Source organism: Rheinheimera tangshanensis (assembly GCF_014645135.1).
GTDB classification, from domain to species: Bacteria; Pseudomonadota; Gammaproteobacteria; order Enterobacterales; family Alteromonadaceae; genus Pararheinheimera; species Pararheinheimera tangshanensis.
Genome location: NZ_BMLH01000005.1, coordinates 223693 through 248173, shown reverse-complemented (window position 1 = coordinate 248173; position 24481 = coordinate 223693). Strand labels below are relative to the sequence as shown.

Below are 24481 nucleotides of genomic sequence, written 5' to 3'. Positions count from 1 at the left end.
TTAACGACACAGCTGACCTTGTTGGATATATGGATTCAGAATAGGCGCCATGCCTTTGAGGACTTGCAGTGGTAAAGCTGAAGTAAAACTAAAGTCCTCAGCCTCTTTACCTGGTACAAAAGCCGTCAGAGTACCAAAGTGATTCTCGCCCAGATAAAACACAAAAGTTGCAGTACGGTTAATGGTAGTGGCCTGCACTGTACGTCCCCGGATCACTTGAGTTGCCATCTTGTTGTCACCCGTACCTGTTTTACCACCTATCACCAAAGGTGAACCATCTGCTTTGGTGAACGAACCTTGCAAACGACGTGCAGTGCCGCCATCGGCCACCTGCGACAGGGCAAAACGCAGCGCTCTGGCAACCTCTGGTTTCATTACTCTTTTGGCTTCATCTGGCTGATATTTTAACTTCACTTCATAAGGCGTATTGGCTGCAAAATGTAGCTGATCTACCCGGACTGTAGGTAACAACAAGCCGTCATTCTGGATAATACCTATGAGTTCCGCCAAAGAGGCGGGTCTGTCACCTGAGCTCCCCAGGGCTGTACCCAGAGAAGGCACCAGGTGGTCAAAAGCATAACCCAATTTTTTCCAGCGCTGGTGAATGTCGAGGAAGGCTTCGACTTCCAACATAATGCGGATACGGGTGTCACGGGCACTACGATTCGAGGTTTTAAATAACCAGCGGTACACTTGCTGGCGTTGTTCTGCCGATGCCTCCACAGCCTCTTTGAAGGTGGCTTGTGGGTTTTTCTGCATAAAGCTCAGTAACCATAATTCCAGCGGGTGAACCTTGGCTATGTAGCCTTGATCCATCAGACTGAACTTACCCGGACCGTACTTGTTGTACAGTTCATCTATATCTTTCACTGTCAGATTTTCTTCTGGCAGACGCTGCTGCAGAAAAGCACTGAATTTAGCAAAGTCAGAGTCCGGCAATAAATAACGATGCACTGCTGCCAGACGATCCGGTGTTTGCTTTAAGCCTTCAAAGAAGGTACTTAAGCGGTCTTCTTCAGTTTTCTTCTGGTATTTCCGCCAGAAACGCTGCAGGAAAGAGCTGCCTTCTTTGTCGGCAAAACGACGTAAATAGTCCTCGCGACGTGGATCTTTATCATTTTTTAACAGCAACGAAGTACTGCCAGCGGTTTGGTAGCTGCTGCTGTACGCCACTATGTCTCGCATCAGACGGACAAAGGGCAGGTTAATAGATTCTTTTAATGACTCCAGCACAGTCGGCACTCTGCTGTCTTCTTTTTTCTGGAAGTTATTAAACACCTGCAAACCACCGCCGGTAAAAAAGCGTTCGGCAGGTGATGCAGAGTAGGTGCGCTGTAAGGCTGCATCCAGCATTTTGGACAAGTCTCTGTCTGCTGTATGTGCCATATAAGTCGCTGCCCAGCGGGTTAAATGATCGTTAGGCGCTATCTCAAGGTTCAGCAGATTTTCTGGTAGTTCATCGATAAAGGAGTCGTGCAATTCAGCGACAATTTCCAGATAAGTCGTCAGAACCCGCAATTTAGCTGTGGAGCCTAACTCCAGCTTACTGCCTTCGTTTAAATCAAAAGGCTGGTCGGTATTGTCGGTTTGTACCCTTACTCTGTTGCCGCTCGGCGTCTTCTCAAACAGAGTAAAGCTGTACGTAACTTTGTCTGTGTTGCTGGCACTTAACAGCCTTTCTCCTAAGAGCCCAACTTTTTCCGCAACAGCAGGGGAGGCCAGACTATTGAGGTAATGACTGACTTTTTGTTGTAGCTCATGATGTAACGATACTTTGGCCGTTAGATCCAGCCGGTCTAAATCATACAGTTGTTGGTTCAGCAGCGTACCTAAACGTCCCCGGGCAACGTTGATGCCTTTGAGGGTTTGTGCATCCTGCTTAATACCAGGTGCTTTGCCACCTTTAAATAATAGACGCTGTGACATAGCCGAATCGGCCAAATCTTTGTCTATCACTTTAGCATTAGCCAAAACCCGCAAATGGCTGTTGGTCAGTTCCTCTAAATCATCATGGCCTTGCAGCAGGTAATACGAAGGACGGCGCTGAGCTATCATCAGAGCTAAAACCTGACGTAAAGCCAAGCCCCTTAAACTTCTGTTTTGTTCAGTGGGTTCTGCGTTTAACACCTGATTAAAACGACCAAAGTCAGTGCCAAACCAAGCCCACAAGGCATCACCCACACCGTGTACTTCACCAAAACCAGGAGCTGAAGACAGGGGGACTGAATTTAAGTAGTCCAGTATAACTTCGTGCCGGGTTAAGGATGTATCAGCGCCGTAGCGATAAGCACGGACCGAACCCGAAACCATTTGTAGAAACTTATCGGTAAAACTTTGAGTTAAGCCCTGAGGTGAGTGGCGGTATTTCTCAATCTGAGTCGCGAGGGTACTGCCGCCTGCGGACTGCCCTTCCAGATTTAATACCTTAGTCACCTGAGAAACCGCGGCCATAATAAAACGTGGCCAGTCAACAGCGGGGTTGGCGCGAGAAGGCGAGGTTAAAAGTTTACGGTTTTCTATAAATAATAAGCTGTTACGCACTACAGCTGGGACGTCAGCCGGATGGCTGTAGACGCGTTGTGGATGAGCGAAGGAAAACAACTCTTCGTTGCGGCAATCACCAATCAGTAATCCGCCCTGAGCTTTTTCACGATAAGGCGGAAAAAAACCGAGCTGGGTATAAAACAGCAATTCAGGTGAGAAGGCGGCTTGTTGTTCAATCACAAAGTTATTTTGAGTCAAACGTGGAATAAATTTGGATAACTTCGAATACCCTAATCGTTGGTCAAAAGGTCCGGCTATAGGATAAGACACCTGTTCAGTCGCACCTGACTGCAGTTGGTAGGTCAGTTTTTTGGCATAAAGACTAATTTCTGTCGACTGATAATGAGCTGTATGCAGCTCATAGGCCACCAATGCAGCGCCTGAAAGCACAAGCAGAACTAACAGCGATGGGATAAGGCTGCGACGGCGAGGTTTACCCTCTGGTGCTGGTTGTGCTGACGGTCGTTCGCCACGGTAGTTATCAAATTGCATTTGATTCAAATCTGATGGGGATGACAAGTTCTTATCCATGAGTTCAGGCATCTGCCATGTGGCACGATTTTAACTGGTCTAAGTGGGATTTGCAGCTGAATTTTGTTGAACTTTGTTGAGCAAACATACTGATTTGTTTCCATTTAATGCTTTTTCTCTGCTTTGACCTCTGTATCAGGCAACAAGACCTGGCTATCAAACCATAGTTCAAGACTTTTTCTAAACTCCGGGTCAGCTTTCACTTTGGGCAATATTGTATTGATAAGTTCAACCTGTTGTTGTCCCCATCTGCTGTTGCTACAGCCGACAGCTCCGGCAACAGGCTGCGTTAGCTCAGCCAAAGGCACGTGAACTAAACCTTTTGCCTGCTCTGGTGCGGTTTTTTTCAGGTAGGTCAGAATAATGTCGTAATCAAGAGTGAAATCAATTCGGCCACTTTGGATCATTTTCAGCAACGCCACAGGGCCATCATCGCCAGAGCGTACTAAACCATTGTTGCGGTAAGGCTCCAGTATAGATTCCAGCTCGCCGTATCGGCGACCTGCGGCTAAACCCAATTTAAAAGTTTCATTTTCCAACAAGCTCGCCAGCACCAGCGGGCTGCCAAATTGTTCAGAAAAATGATTCGCTAAGGCTTTACGGGTGATCACACCCTGTGGTCTGTACCAATGGGTCGGCTGACTGAATACTGCTGTATCGGTCGGGGTATTTCTGTGGATCATACAAGGAAAACACAGAGGCTCTTTATTGTTCAGTGCCTGATGGATGCGGGTTTGTGGCATCAGAAAAACTTGATGTCTGACCTGAGGCAAGTGTCTTTGAATGCTATGTACCAGTGCATCACAGATCCCCTGCTGGTCAAAGGCTCCACCGACAATATGAAAAGGAGGCGCTGTATTGGTTGCCCAGTTCAGCAAAGGTTGGGTTGTACTTGCTAAGCTGTTACTGCTCAACAGCAGTACCAGCAGCGCCAACACAAATCGCATCTGTACTATGCCTTGGTTTCTTTAACATATTGTTAATCTAACCAATGCATCGTGTCAGAACAAGGTTTAATTCAGTTCAGCCTCAAATCGGCTGAACTGAATTTATTAGCGCAGAGTCTGATTAATGGTGGTGATGACCACCAACACCATGGGCATGACCGTGTTCAATTTCTTCTGCAGAGGCTGCACGAACATCTATCACATCGATATCAAAACTTAAGGTTTTACCTGCTAATGGGTGGTTAGTGTCTACTTCTGCTTTAAACATACCGACTTTAACTACAGTGACCTGGCGCTGACCTTGTTCTGTGTTCACCACAGCCACCATACCTGGTTTCCACTTTTTAGCGCCCATCAGGTGTTTAACCTGAACACTTTGAATCGCGTCTTCAGTGCGTTCACCATAGGCGTCTGCCGGAGCTAAAGTCACCTGAAATTTATCACCAGCCTGATGACCTTCCATCGCCTTTTCTAAACCTTCAATCAGGTTGCCATGACCTTGCAGATATAAAACCGGGTCCTGACTTCTGGAGTTTTCTAACACAGCTGTTTCGTCTGATAAGGTGTAGTGGAACTGAACCACGGTATCTTTAGTGATTTGCATTGTTTGTTTATCCGCTGCTTGCTCAAAAATGGCCGTCATTATTACGCAATGGCGCTATCGGGTCGACTTTTTTATGTCAGTAAGGGGCTGTTATACCCAAAGTCAGAGGCGTTGCAGGCAAACGCCAGTTGAGTGAGTCCAGAGTATATAGTCAACAAAGCCACTACTTCAGGGACGAGGTGCATTGACAGGATGAGTCTGAACCCAGCTTAACGGGTCCAATGCGTAAAAAGATCGTAACTGCTGGTACAAGGCTGCATGCTGTGCGGCAAATAAATCAGGTTGTTCAAAAAATACCTCGGAAATTACCGCAAAGAATTCGGCCGGATTGGTCGCTGCGTACGCATCAAACAAGGTTGGTAAGTCCAGCGCCAGTTGTTTTTGTAATTGCTCATATTCGCGGGATAACACCAAAGACCACTCTTTATAAGCCTGAGCGCTGCTGAGTTGAGGTGCTCCGGTCGCTTGGCCTTTGAGTTGATCCAATTGATGCGCAAATTCATGGATCACCAGATTATGTCCATCGTTACAAATAGCGGCAGATTTTAAGGTATCAACCCAGGACAAAATAATCTGACCTGTTTGCCAGGACTCCCCCAATCGCACTTGTGTCATTTCACTGACGACACCAGCGTTATCAGCCTGCTGTGTTGGTACCACAAAAGCGGCGGGATAAATCAGAATTTGCTTGAGTTTAGGGTAATAATGAGCGGGTTTATTTAATAACAACAAACAAGCCTGGGCCGCAATGGTCACTCTCATCTCGTCAGTAACAGTGAGGCCAGCACAACCTACAAATTGCTTTTCCGCGACAAAAACCTGGATCAACTTTTTCAGTTGCAGCTGCAAGTCAGCGGGTAAAGCACGAAAATAAGGCATGCGGTGTTTTAAAATTTGTCGCCATGCAGCAGGAAAGGGCTGCTGCTGAATTTTGTTCCGGTGATATTGCCTCCAGACAGGCGGTAAAAATATCGCTGCTAACACTATTAACGTCAGCACAATTAATAACAATAAAGGCACCGCAGCTGCTCCAGTCGCTTTGTCATTGAGCAGTTATGGCGCCACTCTTAATAAATTCAAGGCCAGACTGGCAGAACAAGTTGCGTCCTGGCGGAAAAAAACTATACCCTTTGCAGACGAATCAACGATCGGGTCTGCGAATGAATCTGTTTCAACTGAATTTATATCCTGGGTTAGTGCACAGCATTTTATTACAACTGCGTGATCCGCACGTACAAAAAGACAGACTGCGTTTTAAGTTTAATTTAGAACGCCTGGGTTTTTTACTGGCTGCAGAACTGGCAAAAACTTTGCCTGTGCATCAGGTTGAAGTGCACACTGTGCTGGGCTCAACCCAGATAGAGGTCCCAACCCAGCCTCCTGTACTGGTGACTGTGCTAAGGGCTGGTTTAGCCTTTTATCAGGGCTTTGCCAACGCTTTTGACGAGGCGGACAGCGGTTTTATCGGTGCTTATCGGGTTGAGGGCGACAGTGCAGAACAACTGGAGGTCCGCATGAACTACGCTGCTTTGCCGGATTTAACTGGCCGTGATCTGATTTTAATAGACCCTATGCTGGCGACAGGCGGATCGTTACTTAAGGTCTGGCAACTGATCGCAAGTCAGGCCAGTCCTCGCTCAGTTCATGTAGTTGCAGCTATTGCTGCGCCCGAAGGGGTGGATGCCTTGCGTCAGCATTTACCGCAAAACAGTTATCTGTGGTTAGGTGCCCTGGACCAGCGTCTGAACGAGCAGGCTTATATAGTGCCGGGCCTTGGGGATGCTGGTGACCTGTGTTTTGGCCCCAAGCTCTGAGCGAAGGTTGCCGGGAAACAGGCAGGCGGAGGCTATCTCACTGTAAAGGGCTGCTCAATCATCTATTGCTGTGTGAAGCCTGCTGACTGTCGCTGTGACAGCGAATGGATACAGTGTGGTTTGAAACCGGTAACGTAACTAAATGTTTTAATGCTGAGCCAACTTTTTCCGTAAATGCCAGAAATACCATAGCACCATAGCCACCACCAGCGGGATACTAATGGACTCTATGGTTTTAGCTGGCCATTGTGGCAACCAGTGCAGTATGGCTTGCTGAGCTTTGGTTAATAGTTGCAATGAGTAGTAGCTGATGGCAACCACTGACAAACGTTCAACCGCACTTTGTAGTTTTAGTTGCAAATGCGCTCTTTTATCCATCGAAGCCAGCAGCGTTTGGTTTTGCCAGGCCAGCTTTAAGTTGATTTGAGTACGGAGTAATTCGGTGGAACGGCCTAAACGCTCTGCCAGGTGCTGCTGACGTTTCAGCACGGACTGAGCGGTACGCCAGGCCGGTGTTAAACGCCGCTCGGTAAAGTGCTGTAATGACAGCAGTCCTTCGACAGGCTGTTCATCCAGACTTTTGAGCCTGTCCAGTGTCAACTGGTAATAGGCATGACTGGCTTGTAATCTGCTGCTGTTTTCCGAGATTTGATGTTCGGTCTGTGCAGCTAACTGAATTAACTCATCCAACAACTGCTCGTCATTGCCTTGTTTTTGCTCTATACGTGAGGTGATCACCGCCAGTTGTTGTTCTTGCTGTGGCAATTGATGCAGCGCCAGCTTGCAATAAGGCCAGGCCAAAAGCGCCAGCTTGCGGTAGTTGCCTAAATCGAACAGTTGTTGAACCAAAGCACCTAAAGCACTGCGGCTCAAACCATGATCCAGCACTAACATGCGACCCGCCCCTTCGTTGTGTTTACGAAAGTCCGTCCAAATTCTGGCTTTGCCGTTAAATACCATACTGCTGATCAAATGCTCACTGACAAAAAGAGTGGCAGGGTCTTGGTGTGCCAGTTGAGCTGGCTGCACTATACTCAGCTGCACCACCCGGAACAGCTGCCCCGGTAAGCTGGCAAACCATTCGTTGTCCGGTACTAAGTCCTGCGGATCACAAAATAAGCTGGCCGCTACACCACTGCGAATAAAAGTATAAGTCGAAAATTCGTTGTGCCTCTCCCAGCGTAACCAGCTAGTGCCCAACTGCAGATTGCAGTCTTGTTCATGTGGTTCAAGGGTTTTGCCATGTTGCTGAGCTAACTGGTGCATAGCCTGGTATTCAGCAGTACGTGAAACACTGGATAAGGTCAGTACAAACTGGCAGAGCTGGCAAGGGGAATCCAGAGCCGGGAAAAAGCGCTGTTGCAACTCTTGCTCCAGCAGGTCACGTTGTGGATGTTGGCGTAAATAAAGCTGAACCATACTCGACTCCCAAACGGCTTCACGAACAATTCAAATACCAGAAGCAGTATCTGTACCCAGCTATGACAGTCTGATGTCAATTATTTGATTTTATTGGTAAATCTAGTGTGGTTGCTTCAGTTTTTTATGGCTGATCAATACCTTAATGTACTTTTCCTGTTCAATTCAGCACTAAAATAGTGCATTTTTGTTAACACTTTATTTTCAAATAAAACGAGCTACAGTTAAAACCGGAACACAACAAGGAGGGCAAACCAATGCGAACTTTGTATTTGTCACTGTGTTGTACGGCTATGTTGGCGACTGTGCCGGCTTTTGGCCTTGAAACCTTACCCCAGTTACAGTTAGCTAATTCCTATCAGCAGCAAGACGCAGTGGCTGATTTTTGGATCAGTGAGAAACTGGACGGTGTGCGGGCCTTTTGGGATGGCCATCAATTACGTAGCCGCAGCGGGCAATGGATTAAGCTGCCAGAGCCTTTACGAAAACAGTTACCTGCTTTTGCGCTTGATGCCGAGTTGTGGGCTGGGCGGGGGCAGTTTCAACAGGTGATGCAGGCTTTACAGCATAGTTCAACAGACGTTCACTGGCAGACGATTCGCCTGATGGTATTTGATGCGCCAGAACATCCCGGCACCTTTACCGAACGCTTGCAGTTTTTGCAGCAGCAACTACCGGATTCGACTTTTCTACAACTGATCCCCCAACAGCAACTGCAGAGCAAAGCAGAACTTGAACAGCTGTTAAAGCAGGTTGTCAGCGAAGGTGGCGAAGGGTTGATGTTGCATCATGTAAAGGCGCTTTATCAAAGTGGCAGAGTCGGTCATCTGCAAAAACTAAAGCTGGTGGAGGATGCGGAGGCCAGGGTTGTGGCACATTTGCCGGGCAAGGGGCAATTTAGCGGCATGCTCGGGGCTTTATTGGTGGAATTACCTGATGGTCGTCGCTTTAAATTAGGTTCAGGTTTTAGTCTGGATGAACGTCAAAACCCGCCGCCAATAGGGCGTTTGGTGACTTTTCAATACCGTGGGTTAACTCACAAAGGCACACCTCGTTTTGCGGTATTTGTGCGGGAGCGGCCAGAGCCTTAAAAAGTAGGTCAGCCACTCTTGTTGTCGTCTGCACAACCAGACAGAATAGCGCTCTTCATTGATGAGGTAGCTATGATCAATCTGGCCTTGATGGGCGCTTTTATTCCAACTTTTTTATTTGTTTCGGTTACGCCGGGTATGTGCATGACTCTGGCTATGACGCTTGGCATGACACAGGGCGTGCGCCGTACATTCTGGATGATGTGGGGCGAGATGTTAGGTGTGGCCTTGGTCGCTATTCTGGCTGTGTGTGGTGTCGCAGCTATGATGCTACAGTTTCCGGTTGTATTTCAGTGGTTTAAAATTGCAGGCGCTCTTTTTTTAGCTTATATCGGCTGGCAAATGTGGTGGGCCAAAGGCAAGTTAGCTATTCCTCAGGCCGGTATCAGTCGGGAGCTGATGCCAAGGCGCACTTTATTTAGCCAGGGGTTTGTCACCGCAGTGTCTAATCCCAAAGGCTGGGCTTTTCATATGGCGTTGTTGCCACCTTTTATCGACAGCCAACTGGCGTTTTGGCCGCAGTTGCTGGTGCTGGTGTGTATTATTCTTGTGCTGGAGTTTTTGTCGATGCTGCTGTACGCCAGTGGTGGTAAAGCATTAGGTGCATTTTTCCAGCAACAAAACAAAGTGCAGTGGCTCAATCGTATTGCGGCCAGTTTAATGTTTGCTGTGGCGTTATGGATGCTACTGGGGTAAGACGGCTTCTTGTTACCATCGATACCCCAAAATCAAACTACTGGAGCGCTGCTTCGCTTTTGCCAGCCAGTCATCCCACTGGGTCCTGTTCGCTTGAACGCTGGTTAAGCTGCTGTGCTCCAGTGCAATATCAAAATGGTCTGTCAGCTGATAGGTCCAGTTGATAGTCCAGCTATGGCCTTTGCCATTGTTATCGTCTGTTGGAGTCTGGTCTTGATCTGTCACTTCAAAACGGTCATAACGGACACTGATACTGTGCTGCTCTGATTGATAGTTCAGCATCAGGTAACTACTGCGATAATCTGCGACAACCACCTTTTGCCCCATAGCGGTATCGCCATTCAGATACTGCGCCAGCAGCCGCCACTGTTCTGTCAGTTGATGTTGCAAAGCCAGACTGACAAAACGGGTGTCCCAGGCATACTGGCCATCTTTAAAGGTCGTAGGTTCGCCTCTGTTGTCATACCAATAAAGCCGGGCTTCGGTCTGGTCTTTGTGCTGCCAGTGCAGTCCTGCGTAATAGCCGGTTTTATGATCCAACTCGCGATTGGGTTCGACCCAGGCCGGTTGTGGTTCCACGGTCCCGCCTGGCGCTATGCTGAGGTAGTTGGCAAAATCAATGCGTTCGCCGATGCCGCTTTGCAGATTATGCACAGCAAAACCTCGCCAGGTTAAGATAGAACCTGCCGGATCGTTGCCTTGAAATAACGCGCCAACCCACTGAAAACTATGGTCTGATTTAAAAAAACGGCCGGGACGACTGACTGACAATTCAACTGCTCTGGTTTTGATTTCTTCGGCCATCCAGCTGTTGATGGCAGAAAATGAATGGGTATAAGGCGAAGTCCAGGCCAAGTCGGTATTTTCCAGCGACATCGCAGGATAAAATACGCCAGCTCTGCCTCGAACTCTGTAGCCTGAGGCAGGTAAAGGGCTCCAGTTTAGCCAGGCTTCTGTCACTCCAACCCCTGCTTCTGGTGCTCTGTGCCACTGTGCATGCACTACTGCCGAAAAATCAGAATCGCCTTCAAGTAAAGCAACCAGATACTGTGGTCCAGCTCCGGCCTTTGTGTGATAGCCAAATTGTCCTGTGCCTTTTTGCCACCAGGGCGCTAAATAATCTGCTGTATCATTTTGTTTATTAAGATAAAATTCGCCTCGCCCTTTTAGGCTCAGTTGTTCGGATGCTGCTGTGGTGACACTGAACAGCAGTGCTGGGATCAGGCTGATTAAAAAAGCAGTCGGACGAGTGGGGGACATCCCTGGATTCCTTATTTTTATTCTGCCTTGATAGTAGCAGTTTGTATCAACGGGTAAAAACACGGAGATCTGAAAAGTTTCTGCTGCTTTATCTGGTAGATGATGACAACAGGTCTAAACTGCTTTAGTTTAAGCAGACTTTAGCCAGGTCCGGCTCACGGAGTGATGATTGAATGACCTTTGTAACCCCTGTTTTGTGTCTGGTTTTTTTACTGTCTTTCCATGCCACAGCTGATGTTAAGCTGAGCATCACGGATCAACAAGGCCAGCCACTGGAAGATGCTGTGGTTGAATTGCTTGACCCGGCGAACAAAACCTTTTCCGTAAAAAAGGCAGAAGTAAAACAACAGGACCTGACTTTTATTCCTTTTGTGTCAGCCTATCAAATAGGTACCGAAGTCGACTTTCCGAATATGGATAAAACCCGGCATCATGTTTATTCTTTTTCTCCTGCCAAAGTCTTTGAATTAAAGTTGTATGCCAACAAACCTGAGGCTCCTGTGTTGTTTGACCAGGCAGGTATTGTCGCTTTAGGCTGTAATATTCACGATTATATGCAGGCTTATATTTATGTAGGGCAAAGCCCGTTTTTACAGGTGACAGATGCTAAAGGGCTGGTGACTTTTAACGATGTTCCTGATGGCAGCTATCAGCTCAAACTCTGGCATCCATGGCAAAATGCCGACTGGGTGACACAACAAATTCAGATTAAACAAGGCCAGATGATGAGTTATCAACTGGCTATTACCGCTCAGGAAAAACCCAAAAAGCCGAAAAAAGGCTTTGGTGCTTCCTATACGCCCTGATTTTTAACTAACCCGATTTTCTAACCTAAAGGAGCCGACTCATGGCCACAGTAACATTAAAAGGTAATCCATTTCAGACCGTAGGCGAACTGCCGGCAGTGGGCAGTAAAGCCCCTGATTTCACCTTAACAGGTGCAGGTTTAGCGGATGTGAAACTATCAGATTTTGCCGGACAACGTTTGGTACTGAATATTTTCCCGAGTGTGGATACTCCAACTTGTGCTACCTCTGTCCGTACTTTTAACAAAGCCTTATCAAGCTTAAGCAACACCACAGTCTTGTGTGTTTCTGCTGACTTACCTTTTGCTCAGGCTCGTTTTTGTGGTGCTGAAGGTTTAGAGCAAGTGAAAAATGGTTCAAGTTTCCGCAGCTCTTTTGGCAAAGACTACGGTGTAGCTTTTTCTACAGGTCCTCTGACAGGGTTACTATCCCGTGCTGTAGTTGTCATTGGCACTGACGGTTCAGTGTTGTACACAGAGCAAGTGGCTGAAACTGCAGATGAACCTTCGTATGAAGGTGCTTTGGCTGTGTTAGCTTAATAGTGTTGTGGGTCAGAGTCGCGCACTCTGACCCTCATTTGAAGAGTGCTTGATGCGATACAGACTTCTTTGTGTTTTAGCTTTGCTGATACAGCCTCCTGTGGTGGCCGATCTGCCAATTCTGTCAGACAAAGTGCTGCGCATGGGGATCCATAATTTTCCACCTGATTTTGTTGTCAGTGCTGATGGTAAAACTTGTGCCGGAGATGGATATCTATTGGCTCAGCGGCTTTTTTCGCAAGCAGGCTTTAAGTTAAAAGCAGTTTGTACCACACCTGCCCGGATGTATCTGTTACTGGACCAAGGCGAGGTGGATTTTAGTATCAATGTAAAAACCACAGCGGCTATCAGTAAAAAACATAAATTTGTTGAACCCGCCTATATGCCGATGCAGTTGATGCTGTATAGCCATCAGTTGAGCACTGATGCGCCACAAGATAAAACTGTGGCAGCGATCCGCTCCTTTGATTATTTAGGTCAGCGTCAGCAATTACTGCAACAAGGCTATCAGTTAGTCGATATGCCGGACAGTATTAGTGCAATTCAGTTATTTTTGCATCAGCGTACTCAACACTTAATTAGTTACCAAGGCCCTTTTGTGGCTTATGCTGATACGCAATCCACTGATGTGGTCGCTGGCTTAAAACAAAAGAAGCTGGCAGAAATAGATGCCTATTTTGTTGTCTCTGCTGCTTCCGCTGATCATCAACGTGTTATTGAAGTGTTGCAGCAGTATGCCAAGGCTCATAGTTGCAGTTATCTTAAAGGTTGTCGTTAATCCAACTGTCCGGCTGGCTGATTTTTGCTTTTTAGACAGTGAAAAGCATTGCGTGGGTAGCGTTGTTTTTGTTTGAATACTACTTACTTTTATCCCTGCAGAATCTGTTTATGTATATTAAAACCCTAGATCCTTTATCTGCACCGGCTGCACATTTGTTGGCATTGTCTGATGCGTATATGGCGTCTTTATACCCGGCTGAAAGTAATCATATGGAAAGCCCAGCGGCTTTGGCATTGCCCAATGTCCTATTTTTAGGGGCTTATCTGGATGGTGACTTGGCAGGCTGTGGTGCTGTTAAAATAATGAATGATGATGGCAGTTATGGTGAGATCAAGCGGGTTTATGTGCTGGAGTCTTTCAGAGGCCGTGGTGTGTCAAAGCAGCTGATGCAAGCGTTGGAAGCTCATCTTGTGGAACAACAAGTCCTGCTGGTCCGGCTTGAAACAGGTATTTCTCAGCCCGAAGCATTAGGACTTTATGAAAAGTTAGGATATCACTACAGGGCTCCCTTTGGCTCTTATCAGCTAGATCCCTTAAGTGTGTTTATGGAAAAGCGTCTTTAACTCAGCCAGTTTTTCTCCAGGAAAAATGCTTACTTACTGATCAGTCGTGTGTTTTTGAGCTAAGCTGTTCCTTGTTCCTGATTAATGTACTTTAATCAGGCATCCCCCCGATAACAAAGGATACAAGGAACAGGATTTATGCGTGTTTGGACTACCCAATTATGGATACTGCTGGCGGCGTCTCTGCTGGCAGGTTGTAGTGCTTTACCTTCTTCTACCTCATCACAAGCCAATTCATCTGTTGCAGCACAACCAAGTCATTGTATCGGCATAATTCAGGCTCCAGCTGCAGGACTCAAAGCCATTTCGGATCCAGATCTACTGCAATCTGCTTTAGGCCAGCCTGATAAAGGCCAGCTTTGCATGGGGCAGGTGTTTGTCGCTACAGCGCCAGTGAAGGTCTATCGAGTCTGGGATCAGAGCAAAAGCTATACGTTATACGGTCGCTGGTGGTCATTTATGCGACCTGAAGGTCCAACAGAGCAGTACAGAGAAGCCAATGCTATTTGTCCAAACTGGAGCGTATTAAACCAAATGAGCAGCTGTACATTAAAAGTGGGTAGTAAAATTGTGGTAGGGCCAGGTCAAAGTGCCGATTGTGGCGATGGTCTGGTTTATCCTAAGTCTGCTGTGAATCAGGTCTATATCAATAACGATTCTCGTAACAATGTGTTGTGGGTCGAAAACTGTGACGCTGGTAGTAACTGGCCGCAATAGGGAGAGCAGAGCATGCATAAAAGTCGTTTAGCCGCTTTTGTTCTGGATAGCAAAGTGGACAATATTTAGCAGACCAGTGAATTTTGGAGCCAGGCGTTAGGTTATTAGCAACTGCCTGCAGATCCGCAGTGGACCGAGCGTTATGCCTACCTGAACAATACATCCACTGAGCCCAAACTATTGCTGCAAAAAGTTGAACACCCAAGCCATATTTACCAGGATAGTGAGACTGACAATAGTGCGGCTGAAGTGGATCGCTTGAGCAAATTGGGCGCTTTTGTTATCAAACAAATGCCACTCTTTAAACTGATCGGTGCTCTTCGTCCATCGATTTTGTCTGGTGATGCCACAACGCGCCGATTTTGCCCAAAGCCCTGATGTAAAGCTCTGGCCCTAACCTCAGTTTGCTTTTGTTTTTCTGTTATTGCCTTTGTCCAACTCCAAAGGGCTTGTGTTCAACTTTCCCTCCTTAAAGTGTTTTATTTTTAAAAGTTAACATCTGTTCACTCACTTTTGTATTTTCGCTCAAATTATAAATATAAATAACTTGTTTAAATTCATTGGTTTGATTGTTTTGTTTATTGTTTTTAAATCCTGAAAGTGGAGTTTCATTTATTTTTAGTGTACAACTGTGCGCTGAATTCAAGTGGAAGGACCAGTGTGAACGAAACGATCTCTTTATGGGGCCAGCGCCTCTATCGCCAATTTAGCTTAATGCTGGCCAATCAGCCGAAGCTGAGTTATTACCTGCAGCCTTTGCTGCGCTGGAACAACGCCGAGCTGCATCCGGACTATTACAGTGCCCGCATTGTCGATTCTGGCTGGGAAACCGAACAGATATTGAGTGTCTGGTTAGAGCCAGAACCCTCCTGGACTGGTTTTACGCCAGGTCAGCATCTGCTGGTGACTTTGTTGCATCAGGGGCGTTATATCAGTCGTAGTTTTAGTATCAGCTCATCATCCGGGTTATTTGCACAGCAAAAGCAAATTCGTATTAGTTGTCGAATTCAGCCTCAGGGTCAGTTCACGAAAGCCTTAGCGGCAGACATTGCTAAGCTGACTCATTTAAGTATCAGCGCTGCAACAGGCGACTTTGTGCTGGAGCCCCAGACAGATGGTGCGCCGCAACAAAGTATAGTGATGGTGGCTGCAGGCTCTGGCATAACGCCACTCTGGTCCATGTTAAATAGTTTGCGTTGCTGGACTTCGCCTGTTGTGTTGTTTTATTGCGTTAAAAATGCAGCACAGGCCGCTTTCTTGACTGAGCTGAGACTACTGGCGGCAAAACAACCCCTGTTTGAACTGCAGCTGATTGAAACAGCAAGCACGGGCCGGCTGAACTTAGTTCAGCAGTTAAAAGAAAACACTAAGGTTTCTCTGACCAATGCTCTTTACTACCTCTGTGGTCCCGCTGCTATGAGTCGTCAGTACAAGGATGACTTGATACAACAAGGTGTGCCATCAGATGCTGTTCATGCAGAGCGGTTTGGCTTAGAACTGGCTGCAACACAAGGACCTGTTAAGCAAGCCTTGCTCATAGAGCAGGGAAAAGTCACAACAATAGAAGCCGCTGCCGGAGTGCCGTTATTGCAGGCTGCGGAACAACAAGGCTTGAGTCCGCGTTTTGGTTGCCGTATTGGCGTGTGTTATCAGTGTGTGTGTCAGAAAAAATCAGGACAGGTACTGAATTTACGTACAGGGCAGATTTCAGGTGATGGCCCTGAGCAAATTCAGTTGTGTATCAGTGCTGCGCACAGCGATCTGCAAATCGAGTTATAGGATCACGATGAAACTTACAGAACAACAATTATCCGAACTGGCTGCTGAGCTGGATCAGGTGAAAGCCAATGTGATGAACCAATTGGGTGACAAAGAAGCACGCTATATACGCCGTATGCTGCTGACGCAGCGCTTAAGCGCTATTTCAGGTCGCATCCTGATGGTGTTGGGTTTTGTTACGCCATGGTTGTGGGTATTCGGTGTTGCCCTGTTGGCACTGGCCAAAATTCTCGACAATATGGAAATAGGCCATAACGTTTTGCATGGTCAGTACGACTGGATGAATGACCCTGTGTTGCATTCAAAGCGCTTTGAATGGGATATCGCCTGTGATGCTGGCTCCTGGAAACGCACCCATAATTTTGAGCATCACACTTACACCAATATCATCGGAAAAGACCGCGATTTTGGCTATGGCTTATTACGCTTAAGTAACGACTTCCGCTGGCGTCTGCGTAACTTATGGCAGTTTGTCACCTATCTGCTGTTAAGCACTTTGTTTCAATGGGGTGTGTCTTATCACGAGCTGGCGGGGGAGCGGGTATTTTTTGGTAAAAAGAAAGCTGATCGGGTCAACAGTGTTAGTCACAGCGATTTGAAAAAAGCTTTTTTTGGTAAAGGTGCGCGTCAGTTGTTTAAAGATTATGTATTTTTCCCTTTAATCGCCGGGCCTATGTGGTTATGGGTGTTGGCTGGCAATGTACTGGCGAATTTGATCCGTAACTTATGGACATCTACTGTGATTTTTTGTGGTCATTTTACTGCTGATGTTCATACTTTTACTCAGCAGCAATGCGAAGGCGAAAGCCGCGGTCACTGGTACTACCGGCAAATTCTGGGGTCATCCAATTTTACCGGGCCACGCTGGTTTCATATTTTGACGGGGCACTTAAGCTGCCAGATTGAGCATCATCTTTATCCAGATATGCCAGCTTTGCATTATCTGACAGTGGCACCGCAAGTGCAGGCTATTGCTAAAAAATATGGTATTGCTTATAACAGCGGAAGTTTTTTACGTCAGTACGCTACCGTAGTCGGGCGGATCATCCGATATTCGTTCCCTGGCGGTAAAGCCACTCCAGCTTAAGCTAGTGCCGAACTACTCCAGTATGAAATAAGGACGGAACAATGTTATTTGCCGATGTGATGCAACAGTTTAAAGCTGGACAGCCAGATACACTGCAGATTGAAGTGCCTGAGCAATGGGGCCAGGGCCGCGCTGTGTTTGGGGGGATGGCATCGGCTTTAGCTTTAGCGCATTTACTGACAGAACTGCCGACGAAGATCCCGCTGCGCTCAGTGTCCGTGTCTTTTGTTGCGCCGTTAAATGCTGGACCTGCTGTTGTATCGCGGCGTATTTTGCGCCAGGGCAAATCAGTTATTCAGGCGATGGTGGAAATTACGCAGCAGGATCAGGTGGCATTAGTACTGCTGGCGAGCTTTGGGGCGGAGCGGTTCTCGGAATATAAAGTGGCCAGCGAAACAGCGCCGGCTTTTGTCGAAACCGCTTTAGTGATGCCCAAAAAGGGTCCTGTACCAGAATTTACCCGCCATTTTGATTACCACATCACTCGTGGTGTTATGCCTTTTTCTGGTGGCACAGGCACAGAGTTAGGTGGACTTATCCGTTTTGCTGAAGGTCAACGTTGTGCTGTAGGCGTGCTGGAGTTACTGGCTCTGGTCGATGCCTGGCCACCGGTCAGTTTAACTTTACTGAGTCAACCCGCTCCTGCCAGTTCCTTAACCTGGACTATTGAATTTATTCAGCCGCATCAGAGCGCTGAAACTAAAGCTCTGACGACAGACTGGTGGTCTTATTTGGCCAGTATTGAGCATGGCGCAGATGGTTATCACCATATTGAAGCCAAGTTATGGCAACCGGATGGTCAGTTAGCGGCGATCAGTCGTCAAACGGTCACAGTATTCGCATAGGCTCAGAGCCACATATCGGATATAGAGTACTTACCAGTATTAGACATAGTGCAGACTTTTGATTGAAGGTTAGGTTTGGTTAAAATTTATACTCGCTGAGCACGGACGCTTCTGTTATAGTGCGCGCCCTTTTTCCCGTGCCAGTTTCTGTGTCAATAGAGAGTACCCATTTTTGAGCAATACCACTTTTACCAGTCTGCCTTTAGCAGAACACTTATTACAAAGCCTTGATAGTCTTGGTTACAGTCAGATGACGCCTATTCAGCAACAGGCTTTGCCTGTGCTGCTGGAAGGAAAAGATATGCTGGCTAAAGCCCGCACCGGCAGTGGCAAGACAGTGGCTTTTGCTTTGACTTTGCTACATAAACTGGCGGTGAAGCGTTTCCGTATCCAATCGCTGGTGCTTTGTCCTACCCGTGAATTGGCTGAGCAGGTTGCGCAGGAAATCCGTCGTTTAGCCCGCAGCCAGCACAATATCAAAGTCTTGACCCTGGTCGGTGGTGTTTCTATAGGTCCCCAAATTGGCTCGTTAGAACATGGCGCTCATATTATTGTCGGCACACCGGGCCGTATTCTTGAGATGATCGACCGTAACCTGCTAAACCTGTCTGATGTTGAAACGCTAGTGCTGGACGAAGCAGATCGTATGCTGGATATGGGGTTTGCTGATGATATTGGTGTTATTCTGAACGCCTTGCCTGCTGATCGCCAAACCTTGTTGTTTTCCGCCACTTATCCGGACAAAGTCAACGACTTAAAACGCCACTTAAAAGCCGATGCCGTGCAGGTTTTTGTTGAAGATGCTGAACAAACTGACATAGAGCAAAAGTTTATTGAAGTAGAAGCGCAAAACAAAATACCGGCCTTAAAGCAACTATTATCTTGGCATGGCGCCAAGCCCACGCTGATTTTCTCCAATATGCGCAAGGATACTCAGGACATTTGCGACGAATTATCTGCTGCCGGTTACAGTGTAATGCCGTTGCACGGTGACTTAGAGCAGCGAGACCGTGAGCGGGTATTGATGCAGTTCACCAACCAAAGTTGCCTGATTATGGTGGCCACAGATGTAGCAGCCCGTGGTCTGGATATCAGTGCTTTGCCTTTGGTCATAAATTACGATTTAGCCAATGATCCTGAAGTGCATGTACACAGAGTAGGGCGTACTGGCCGAGCCGGTAGCGAAGGTCTGGCTTTAACGCTGGTAACACCCTCGCAAATGGGTCGTCTGGCGGCACTGGAAGATCAGTTGGCTCTGACAGCACAGTGGGCAGAGTTAACTGCTTATCCTGCTAAAGACGCTGTACCAGCTCGTGCTCCTATGCGTACCATCATGATCGATGGCGGTAAAAAAGACAAAGTACGACCAGGTGATATAGTCGGTGCCTTAACAGGGGAACTGGGTTTGTCTTTCGAGCAACTGGGTAAAATAAACGTGCTGCCTATGGTCAGTTTTGTTGCCGTGCGTAACGATATGGCAAGTGCTGCCTTGAAACGCTTAAGCGAAGGCAAAATCAAAGGCCGCCAATTCCGCTGCCGTTTTGTCTAAGAAAAAAATATGAAAATGGGGTCAGATCACATTGTTAACTGTTAACAATGTGATCTGACCCCATTTTTACTTATGGCTACAAAAAGTATCTGATGTAAGAGGAAAAATCAGCCGAATGCACTAAGCTCAAAGCGGATAGACACTAAAAAAGAGGCCGCTTATGAACGTTCAATACTTTCTATGCAGCGCTGTAGTTTGTCTGCTGTTGTTTAGCTGTACACCTGCTGAAACACAAAATTCTGCCGTTATGACTCCTGATGCTGTCGCTAAAGTGGCAGAAACGCCTTCTGAACCCAAAGTTGCGCCTTGTCAGCTAAAACTGGGTTTTGAATCCTGGGAACCCTACCAATATGTCGGACTTGAACAGCAAGCCAGCGGACTGGATATTGAAATAGTGCAAGCCGTTGCCGGACGCATGAATTGCAGCTTGGTGCTGCAGCATGGCACCTGGCAGGAGTTGCTAGGACAGTTTAGGCAAGGGCAGTTGGATGTGCTGTTGGGCGCATCCAAAACACCAGCCCGTGAAGAGTTTGCTTTGTTTTCAGAGCCTTACCGTGCTGAGCAGTTTCAGCTATTTGTCCGCAAGGATGACGCCAGTAAATACAACTTTGCTTCTGTGGCAGAAATGGTTGCCGCTAAGCATAAGGTGGGGCTTATCAGTGATTATTACTATGGCGAACAAATCAGTGCCTTGTACGATGACGATCAGATGCGCCCCCAGTTTGTTGAATCAACCATGAGTGAGCAAAACATAGCTGTGCTGTTGGACGATCAGGTTGATGCTGTACTGGAAGATAGTTTTGTTGGCGCCGCTATTATCCGACGTAAAGGACTAGAGCAACAGATTCAGCCACATAAGGTGAAACTCCCTGAAACTCCCATTTATGTGATGTTTAGTAAATCAACCGTTCAGCCAGAACAGGTTAGCTCCTTTAACGAGGCGCTTAAACAACTCAAAGACAGTGGCGATTATCAGTTACTGATAGGTAAGTATCAAAGCTAATCACCAAACTGGCGAGCCAGCAACGATGCAGTAAAGCTGGCTTTGAGATAAAAACCTCTGGGCAGGGTTTGAATAGGTTGCCCATCAGCGCCAATAGCAGCAGTTAAAACTTTGCTATTGGCCGCTTTAGGTCTCAACTGCAGTACTTTACCGTGAGCGCCTTTAATTCTATCTATGCCACCTAACACAATCAGTTCCATCAGCTCTTCCCAGTCTTGTTGCAACAGAGCCTGCTCCTGAGTATCCGGGCTCCAGAAAAAAGCTGTGCCTATCTGGCGTTCTGCCAAAGGGATGCCACGCTCGGCTAGTACTGGCACAAACAGCACTCTACTGAGCTTGCGGCAGACCCATGAGTCATGCCAGCGCAGACCTGCAACATCTGTTAAAGGTGCCACACAAACATAAGTGCTTTCCAGAGGTTTACCAAAGCTGTCCACAGGCAGGGTTTTCAGTTCAACTCCTAAATGTGGAAAATCAGGTTCAGCTTTGCTGCCACTACTGGCGCCTAACACCAGTTCAAGCAATTGGCCCACTGTGCCTTTGTCGCGCTGCAGATTAGCAGGCAACTGCAGCTGGCATTGTTCTGCTAATTGGCCCAAGGTCAGGCCAGCAATCATGGCGCAGCGTTCCGCTAATTCTTCGATGTTTTTCGGGGGCTGGCTCATAAAAACTTCTTCTATACAGCAGTGTTTCAGGTCTTTAAAAACATTACCATTTTTTGCTTTGGTTTGCTGCTCAAAAAGCAAGCAAAGCAAGTTATGCACAGTTGTAACACTGCTTAAATACCAAGCTTTTCGATATAACTTACTGTTTTTTATAAATATTTATCAATACTGGTTTGGCTGTTATTCCAGCATTTGCAAGTTATTCAAGAATAAAAACACCCTTATGCACAGCTTTATGTACAGAGCCTGTGTAGAAGTTCACAGTGAGCGCTAATTAATCAGTTAAATTGTGGATAACTCTGTAAAAAATACAATTTGCCGAAGTCGTGACTTTATGAAAGAATCGATGAAACAACAGCTGTAACTAAGCTAGAGGTTTTTGTGATCGACGCTGAAGGCTTCCGGGCCAACGTCGGCATTGTAATATACAACCACCAGGGACAGGTGTTTTGGGCAAGGAGATACGGTCAGCATTCCTGGCAGTACCCACAGGGTGGCATTGATGAAGGGGAGACCCCTGAGCAAGCCATGTACCGCGAGTTAAACGAAGAAGTTGGTTTACAGCCGCACGATGTAGAAATTATTGCGGTCACCAAACACTGGCTAAGGTACAAGTTACCCAAGCGTTTAATCCGGCGTGACAGCAATCCTGTGTGTATAGGGCAAAAGCAAAAATGGTTTTTGTTGCGCCTGACCTGTAAGGATGAAGACGTAAATCTGTTAAAAACTTCGCATCCGGAGTTTGATGACTGGCGTTGGGTTAGTTATTGGTATCCGGTGCGTCAGGTCGTCGCCTTTAAGCGGGAAGTGTACCGCAAGGTGATGAAAGAGTTTGCCCCTATTGCATTGCCGTATCTTCGTAGAGATGGAAAAAATGACAAGTTAATCAGAAGGGGTTAAGAATGCTGAGCCAGTTAAGGCGCATAGTGCAGGATGTGGCGCAAGAGCCGGTACTGAATAACGCATTGGCTGGCTTAGTTTCGAACGTAAAAAATGCTCTGAAAACAGAGTGTTGTTCTGTTTATTTAGCCGACTATGAACAGCAGCATTTTATGCTAATGGCCACAGACGGTTTAAATCCTGAAGCTGTTGGCCACATTGCGATAGGTTTCTCCGAGGGATTAATTGGCTGGGTTGGTCAGCGTGAAGAGCCGATTAACCTGGCGCAAGCCCATCTGCACCCGCGTTTTAAAGTCACCCCTGAAGTCAGTGAAGATCGTTTTTCGGCTTTTTTAGGCTGCCCTATTATTCATCATCGCAAAGTGCTTGGCGTCTTAACCATACAGCAGGGTGAATCACGGGTGTTCAGTGAAGATGAAGAATCTTTTTTGGTTACTCTCGGAGTCCAGCTGGCCTCTGTGTTAGTCAACGCCGAGATGCGCCAGGTTGCCAGTCAGAATTCGAAACAACAAAAAAGTACAGGACAGCTGCAGGGCTTACCAGGTGCTCCTGGCATAGCCATTGGCGAAGGTTTTGTGCTGGAGCCCTCCAGTGACTTCGATGCGATATCACTGAAAAAGGTCGATGATCCGGAGAAAGAGCTGTCGCGCTTTTACAAAGCCGTCAAAATCACCAAAGCAGAATTTAATCGATTAGCCGAGCGCATGGCCGGGCATTTGCCAGCAGACGCTTTGGCTATTTTTGATGTTTATCATCAGTTGTTGGACGCAGCCAGTCTGGGTAGCGAAATTGAAAAACAAATCCACGAAGGCTGGTGTGCTAAAAGCGCACTGAAACGTGTGGTTGAAAAGTTTGCCCGCCAGTTTGACGATATGGACGATCCCTATCTTCGCGAGCGCGGTACTGATATCAGGGACTTAGGCCAGAGGGTGCTGAATCATTTGCTTGATACTGAACAGCGCCATCATAAATTGCCGGAAAAAGTTGTGTTAGTGGCCGATAATGTCACCGCCACTATGCTGGCAGAAATCCCTCGTGCTCAGCTTGTCGCGATAGTGTCGCTCAAAGGCTCTGTCAACTCACACGCCGCTATTATGGCCCGTGCTCTGGGTATTCCTGCTGTGATGGGGCTGGACGAGCTGCCACTATTCCACTGGCAAAGTCAGCGTTTAATTGTCGATGGCTACCGTGGTCAAATTTTAGTAGGTCCTGCTGAGGCCATAGTGGCTGAATACCAGGCCTTGATCAGTGAAGATGCGCAGCTCAGCGCCCGTTATCAGTCTGAGATGCATTTAAACGCCCAGAGCGCTTGTGGTGCACCTTTTAGCTTAATGATCAATGCTGGTCTGGCGATAGAGCTTGAGAGTGCTCAGCCGTCTTATACAGATGGTATTGGTTTATACCGTACTGAATTCCCTTTTATTATGCGCAACCGTTTCCCGACCGAAGCGGAGCAAATCGAACTTTATAAAAAAGTGCTGGCTTCTCACCCCACCAAAGCCGTGGTGATGCGCACTTTAGATGTTGGCGGTGATAAAGCTCTGCCGTATTTCAGCATTATTGAAGAAAACCCCTTTTTAGGCTGGCGTGGTATTCGATTAACTTTGGATCACCCTGAAATATTCCTGGTTCAAATCCGCGCCATGCTCAAAGCCAATATAGGCCAGGGCAACTTACATATTCTGTTGCCGATGATTTCTGATTTGGCTGAAGTGGATGAATCGCTACGCTTGATTAAACAAGCAACTTTCGAGTTGACGGATGAATTAGCAGGCACAGAAGTGCAGCTGCCGAAAGCTAAAGTCGGCGTGATGATTGAAGTGCCGTCTATCATGTATCAGTTGCCTGAACTTGCACGTAAAATTGATTTCTGCTCTGTCGGCACCAACGATTTAACTCAGTATTTATTGGCGGTAGACAGAAACAACCCACGAGTCGCGGGTTTGTATGATGCGATGCATCCTGCGGTACTGCGTGCTTTGCATCAAATGTCATTACAGGCTCAGGGTTTACAGTTGCCTATGAGTATTTGTGGTGAGTTGGCAGGTGAACCTGCTGGTGTGCTGATTTTAGCAGCTATGGGTTATGACAAATTCAGTATGAACAGCAGTAACCTGGCAAAAATTAAATGGTTATTACGCAGAGTGAATATGTCAGAGCTGCACTTACTGCTGCCAGAAATTCTGGCGTGTCAGTCACCAAAACAAGTTCGTCTGCACGTACAGCGATTCCTTGATCAAAAACAGCTGTTGAACCAATTGCGTGCCTAAAAGGACCAAGGGCTGTTACAATGTTTGACCTTATCAAGATGAGTGCATCCGGGTGGATGCACTACTGATTT

Annotated in this window: 22 protein-coding genes; 15 read left to right on the top strand and 7 right to left on the bottom strand. The window is 47.0% G+C overall.

From position 1 onward, the window contains the following. From IEW88_RS11830 to IEW88_RS11815, 4 genes are all read right to left on the bottom strand, one after another. On the bottom strand, positions 1 to 3063 hold the full coding sequence (locus IEW88_RS11830) for a transglycosylase domain-containing protein (protein WP_229670452.1): 3063 nt from the start codon (positions 3061 to 3063) through the stop codon (positions 1 to 3). 116 nt (positions 3064 to 3179) lie between these two features. After that, positions 3180 to 4022, bottom strand: a complete 843-nt coding sequence (locus IEW88_RS11825) for a transporter substrate-binding domain-containing protein (RefSeq protein WP_147905232.1) — start codon at positions 4020 to 4022, stop codon at positions 3180 to 3182. A 121-nt stretch (positions 4023 to 4143) separates the two neighbouring features. After that, positions 4144 to 4626, bottom strand: a complete 483-nt coding sequence (locus tag IEW88_RS11820) for an FKBP-type peptidyl-prolyl cis-trans isomerase (protein ID WP_053424704.1) — start codon at positions 4624 to 4626, stop codon at positions 4144 to 4146. 168 nt (positions 4627 to 4794) lie between these two features. Next, positions 4795 to 5646, bottom strand: a complete 852-nt coding sequence (locus IEW88_RS11815) for a M90 family metallopeptidase (RefSeq protein ID WP_147905233.1) — start codon at positions 5644 to 5646, stop codon at positions 4795 to 4797. Between the two features lie 140 nt (positions 5647 to 5786). Here IEW88_RS11815 and upp point away from each other — a divergent pair, with 140 nt between their 5' ends. Beyond that, entirely contained in the window at positions 5787 to 6440 is a 654-nt protein-coding gene (upp, locus tag IEW88_RS11810) for a uracil phosphoribosyltransferase (protein ID WP_147905234.1), read from the top strand. 147 nt (positions 6441 to 6587) lie between these two features. Here upp and IEW88_RS11805 read toward each other — a convergent pair whose 3' ends face one another. Then, positions 6588 to 7859 carry a DUF3422 family protein gene (locus tag IEW88_RS11805; RefSeq protein ID WP_147905235.1) on the bottom strand — a complete coding sequence of 424 codons (1272 nt, stop codon included), beginning with the start codon at positions 7857 to 7859 and terminating at the stop codon, positions 6588 to 6590. 257 nt (positions 7860 to 8116) lie between these two features. Here IEW88_RS11805 and IEW88_RS11800 point away from each other — a divergent pair, with 257 nt between their 5' ends. After that, positions 8117 to 8950, top strand: coding sequence for a DNA ligase (locus tag IEW88_RS11800; RefSeq protein WP_147905236.1), 834 nt, complete (start codon positions 8117 to 8119; stop codon positions 8948 to 8950). Between the two features lie 72 nt (positions 8951 to 9022). After that, positions 9023 to 9646 carry a LysE family translocator gene (locus IEW88_RS11795; RefSeq protein ID WP_147905237.1) on the top strand — a complete coding sequence of 208 codons (624 nt, stop codon included), beginning with the start codon at positions 9023 to 9025 and terminating at the stop codon, positions 9644 to 9646. Positions 9647 to 9658: 12 nt separating this feature from the next. Here IEW88_RS11795 and IEW88_RS11790 read toward each other — a convergent pair whose 3' ends face one another. Next, the gene (locus tag IEW88_RS11790; protein WP_147905238.1) at positions 9659 to 10906 is read right to left on the bottom strand and encodes a hypothetical protein; all 1248 of its coding nucleotides are present in this window, start codon (positions 10904 to 10906) and stop codon (positions 9659 to 9661) included. Positions 10907 to 11079: 173 nt separating this feature from the next. Here IEW88_RS11790 and IEW88_RS11785 point away from each other — a divergent pair, with 173 nt between their 5' ends. The 10 genes from IEW88_RS11785 to IEW88_RS11740 all read left to right on the top strand — a co-directional run bounded on the left by IEW88_RS11785 (position 11080) and on the right by IEW88_RS11740 (position 20575). Further along, the gene (locus tag IEW88_RS11785; protein WP_147905239.1) at positions 11080 to 11712 is read left to right on the top strand and encodes a methylamine utilization protein; all 633 of its coding nucleotides are present in this window, start codon (positions 11080 to 11082) and stop codon (positions 11710 to 11712) included. Positions 11713 to 11753: 41 nt separating this feature from the next. Beyond that, complete coding sequence (gene tpx, locus IEW88_RS11780; RefSeq protein WP_053424463.1) at positions 11754 to 12251, top strand: thiol peroxidase; 498 nt, start codon at positions 11754 to 11756, stop codon at positions 12249 to 12251. Between the two features lie 52 nt (positions 12252 to 12303). Beyond that, complete coding sequence (locus tag IEW88_RS11775) at positions 12304 to 13029, top strand: transporter substrate-binding domain-containing protein (RefSeq protein ID WP_147905240.1); 726 nt, start codon at positions 12304 to 12306, stop codon at positions 13027 to 13029. Between the two features lie 110 nt (positions 13030 to 13139). After that, a complete protein-coding gene (locus IEW88_RS11770; protein WP_147905241.1) occupies positions 13140 to 13595 on the top strand; it encodes a GNAT family N-acetyltransferase in 456 nt (151 codons plus the stop codon). Positions 13596 to 13733: 138 nt separating this feature from the next. After that, complete coding sequence (locus IEW88_RS11765; protein WP_147905242.1) at positions 13734 to 14312, top strand: hypothetical protein; 579 nt, start codon at positions 13734 to 13736, stop codon at positions 14310 to 14312. Positions 14313 to 14972: 660 nt separating this feature from the next. Continuing rightward, the gene (locus IEW88_RS11760; RefSeq protein WP_147905243.1) at positions 14973 to 16091 is read left to right on the top strand and encodes a flavin reductase family protein; all 1119 of its coding nucleotides are present in this window, start codon (positions 14973 to 14975) and stop codon (positions 16089 to 16091) included. Between the two features lie 7 nt (positions 16092 to 16098). Further along, entirely contained in the window at positions 16099 to 17178 is a 1080-nt protein-coding gene (locus IEW88_RS11755) for a fatty acid desaturase family protein (RefSeq protein ID WP_147905244.1), read from the top strand. A gap of 41 nt (positions 17179 to 17219) precedes the next feature. Beyond that, positions 17220 to 18023 carry an acyl-CoA thioesterase gene (locus IEW88_RS11750; protein ID WP_147905245.1) on the top strand — a complete coding sequence of 268 codons (804 nt, stop codon included), beginning with the start codon at positions 17220 to 17222 and terminating at the stop codon, positions 18021 to 18023. Between the two features lie 172 nt (positions 18024 to 18195). Next, a complete protein-coding gene (gene dbpA, locus IEW88_RS11745) occupies positions 18196 to 19572 on the top strand; it encodes an ATP-dependent RNA helicase DbpA (protein ID WP_147905246.1) in 1377 nt (458 codons plus the stop codon). Positions 19573 to 19732: 160 nt separating this feature from the next. Continuing rightward, on the top strand, positions 19733 to 20575 hold the full coding sequence (locus IEW88_RS11740) for a substrate-binding periplasmic protein (protein WP_147905247.1): 843 nt from the start codon (positions 19733 to 19735) through the stop codon (positions 20573 to 20575). On the opposite strand, the gene mutH is transcribed toward IEW88_RS11740, so the two are convergent. After that, a complete protein-coding gene (gene mutH / locus IEW88_RS11735) occupies positions 20572 to 21240 on the bottom strand; it encodes a DNA mismatch repair endonuclease MutH (protein WP_147905248.1) in 669 nt (222 codons plus the stop codon). The two genes, IEW88_RS11740 and mutH, sit on opposite strands and share 4 nt — an antisense overlap. Positions 21241 to 21621: 381 nt before the next feature. Between mutH and rppH the strand changes: the two genes are divergently transcribed. Together rppH and ptsP are read left to right on the top strand one after the other, a co-directional pair. Then, entirely contained in the window at positions 21622 to 22140 is a 519-nt protein-coding gene (rppH, locus tag IEW88_RS11730) for an RNA pyrophosphohydrolase (protein ID WP_053424471.1), read from the top strand. Between the two features lie 2 nt (positions 22141 to 22142). Next, a complete protein-coding gene (gene ptsP, locus IEW88_RS11725) occupies positions 22143 to 24410 on the top strand; it encodes a phosphoenolpyruvate--protein phosphotransferase (RefSeq protein ID WP_147905249.1) in 2268 nt (755 codons plus the stop codon). Positions 24411 to 24481 lie beyond the last annotated feature (71 nt).